Annotated in this window: 3 protein-coding genes; 2 read left to right on the top strand and 1 reads right to left on the bottom strand. The window is 59.8% G+C overall.

The window, feature by feature from the left end:
• Together H5U08_RS14305 and fliM are read left to right on the top strand one after the other, a co-directional pair.
• Positions 1 to 477: aldehyde dehydrogenase family protein (locus H5U08_RS14305; protein WP_297034461.1), on the top strand; the 477-nt coding region annotated here is incomplete at its 5' end.
• A gap of 103 nt (positions 478 to 580) precedes the next feature.
• Positions 581 to 1,627: a flagellar motor switch protein FliM gene (gene fliM / locus H5U08_RS14300; RefSeq protein ID WP_095413609.1), complete on the top strand. Its 1,047-nt coding sequence runs from the start codon at positions 581 to 583 to the stop codon at positions 1,625 to 1,627.
• A gap of 159 nt (positions 1,628 to 1,786) precedes the next feature.
• Here the strand turns inward: fliM and H5U08_RS14295 are convergent, their stop codons facing one another.
• Positions 1,787 to 2,716, bottom strand: coding sequence for a glycosyltransferase (locus H5U08_RS14295; RefSeq protein ID WP_095413608.1), 930 nt, complete (start codon positions 2,714 to 2,716; stop codon positions 1,787 to 1,789).
• Between the last annotated feature and the right edge of the window lie 289 nt (positions 2,717 to 3,005).

Raw genomic sequence — 3,005 nt, 5'->3', positions numbered from 1 at the left:
GCGGAGTCGCTCGTTTTTCACAAGGCTGTGGCCGGCACACTCCAGCCCCGGATTCTTCAGGCGCTTGCCGAGCGTGGTATTGAAATCCGGGGTGATGAGATCACCCGACAACATTTCCCGGCTGCCAAACCGGCCTCGGAAGACGATTATTACGCCGAGTACCTGGGCCCCATCATCTCGGTGAAGGTCGTCGAGGACCTGGACGCGGCCATCGAACACATCAACAAATACAGCTCAAAGCACACAGAGGCGATTGTGACGCGTGATCTGATCGCCGCCCAGGAGTTTACCAAAAGGATCGATAGCTCGGCCGTGATGGTCAATGCCAGCACGCGTTTCAATGACGGCGGCGAATTCGGATTGGGCGCGGAAATCGGAATCAGCACCGATAAGTTCCACGCGCGGGGTCCTTGCGGAATCAATGAACTGACCAGTTACAAGTACGTGGTCATCGGCAACGGTCAGGTGCGGGAATGACACACGCAGCGTCCTGCCGGGGTGGTGTTGCACCGGCTGAGGACTGCGTGCTGATGTTTCGTGACGGCATCTTCACACGGAGGTGTTGTTGGCGGAGGATCGCATGTCGTCCGACGAAGTTCTGACGCAGGCTGAAATCGAGAGTCTTCTCGCGTCGGTCGGAAAAGGTAAGCCCGCCGAGGCTCCCCGGGATGTCCCCACTGCGCCGGCGGCTTCTTCGCCACCACCGCCGGTCAAAAAATCGCGGGAAAAGATCATCCCCTACGATTTCAAGCGTCCGGAGCGGGTCGGCAAAGAGCAAATGCGATCGCTCCAGACGCTTCATGAGGGTTTCAGCCGCAATTTTGCCGCCGGGTTGTCCGCCATGCTCCGCTGCATGGTGGAAGTGAAGCTCACCAGCGTCGATCAATTGACCTACAGCGAATTCGTTTTCAGCCTCGACAATCCCACGTGCTTCAACCTCATTCGCGCGGAACCGCTGGAGGGACACTTCATTCTGGACATCAATCCGACCATCCTCTATCCGATGATTGATCGGTTGCTGGGGGGTGGTCGGGAACCCACGCCGATTACCCGACGGCCGCTTTCCGAGATTGAACGGCGGCTCGTGGGACGAATCACTTCCCTTTTTCTGGAAGAATTGAAACGCGCTTGGGAAAATGTGCTCCCCCTGGAATTGAGCGTCGTCCGTGTGGAAAGCAACCCGCAGCTCGTTCAGATTGTGCCCCCCAACGAAGTGATTGTGCTGGTCAGCTTCGAACTCGCGCTGGGCGAAGTCCGCGGAATGGCTAATCTATGTATTCCGTACAACGCCATCGAGCCGATCGCCAATAAACTTTCCGCCAACAGTTGGGCCTCCTACGGAAAGCGCCAGGTCAGCCCCGACGCGACCGAGCGGATTGGTCGGGCTCTTCGCACTTCCACCGTCCAGCTCGTTGTCCAACTGGCACGCACCACCATCACCACGCAGGACCTCATTGGTCTTCGGGTGGGCGACATCATCACCACCAAAAAAGATATTCACACCCCGCTGCTCGTTCGGGTGGAAGGTATCCCCAAGTTCCTTGCCCGGCCCGGTATTTTCAAGGGCCACAAGGCCATCTGCATCGAGGATGTCATCTCCGATCCGGCACAGGCGGTCGGCGAATAAGCTGGAGTGATAGAAAACCGCCGGACGATCAGTCAGCCCCCAGTCCATAGTCCTCTCCGGGCAACGGACACAGAATTTGAGTAGAATCCGCCGTTTGACCGCCCTTCCAACCGGGATGCCTGGAAGTTGTACTCCCAAGGCGCACCGGGCTTTTTGTCATCAACCCGCTTTGGCGATGTAGCTGGCCTCGGGCGGGGAACGGTCGCAGGTATTTTGCCGGATGGCTGACCGCAGTGTTCCATTGTTTTTGACAAGCCCTGTGGCGGCGCTGCCTCGCCACCCGGCGAGCCGCCCGGCGACGTGCGGCCAGAGCTGTCCTCGCGGGAGGGCGGCCAACGTCTGACCGGTCAGCAGGGCGAGATGCCGGAGAATCGTGGAACCACGACGATCACTCCACCGCCAGAAGAAACGTTCGGCGTCTCGGGCAGCCGCGTAGTCATAGCCCACAGGCTCCAGAGCAGGATCGCCTCGGACCACGCAGGTTGGTTCCAGAACGCTGACAAAACCGGCACGGAAAAACTGGAGGGTCACGTCGGCAAGGACCCAGCCGTCTCCCAGCGACTCGTCCGCTCCTCCGAGCGCCAGGAGCGTGTCCCGGCGGAAGAACGCCCCGGAGAAATGCGGTAAAACCCGACTGCGGTGGGCGAGGGTTGTTCCCTCGAGGGAAACCCCCCGTTGAAGGTGGACGAGCCGTCCGGCATTATCGTAGCCCATTCCGGCTGCCAGAATCCGCGACTCATCCCGAGCATCCACCGTCAGCGGGACAATGACCCCGATGCGCCGGTCGGTGGCATGCGCGAGCGCGTTTTCCGCCCAGTTCCGTGCCACGAGATTACCGCAGGGAAGAAAGTGGATCCATTCGCCACTTGCCGCGCGACAGCCCAAGTTGAGTGCCCGGGCAAGCTGCAATCCCTCCCCCGCTCGAATGAACGTGATTTCTCCTTCCAGGCCATACGGATCGGAATAGGGCTGATCCAGGACGACGATCACTTGGCAATTGTCCGGTCCGTACTCCAGGACGGAGACGAGAGTGTCTTCAAGACGTGGCAGCGTGCGGACAACGGGGATGATTACCGAAAGTCGCAACACCGGAAGGTCCTCTTCAGAAGCACACGGAGGTGGTCACCTGATGCCAGTGACTGCCCAATCTGCAGCAAGGCCAGCGCCGGATTCCTGCCGAGTTCCTCTTTTTTATGAACGCCATACCCGAGGGCCTTGTGCCGCCCTCAACGCTTGCCGCCCAGGGAACGCACTGGATTACACCGGACTGAAACGTCAAGGGATGCACGTGCGAGTGTCTGTTCATATCGGCCAGCCTGCTGGCGCTGCGGAGAGCGGGCATCGCCTCTCGCTTGTTTTGTCGGTCAACCGAACGCAG

The sequence above is a fragment of the Thermogutta sp. genome, assembly GCF_014359955.1.
In the GTDB taxonomy this organism is placed as follows: domain Bacteria; phylum Planctomycetota; class Planctomycetia; order Pirellulales; family Thermoguttaceae; genus Thermogutta.
Note: the sequence above shows the minus strand (reverse complement) of the source record. Positions and strands in the feature narration are given on the sequence as shown.

Bases quoted from the DNA above. Each gene is read 5' to 3' on its own strand.
- fliM (WP_095413609.1), top strand. From the start codon at position 581: ATGTCGTCCGACGAAGTTCTGACGCAGGCTGAAATCGAGAGTCTTCTC.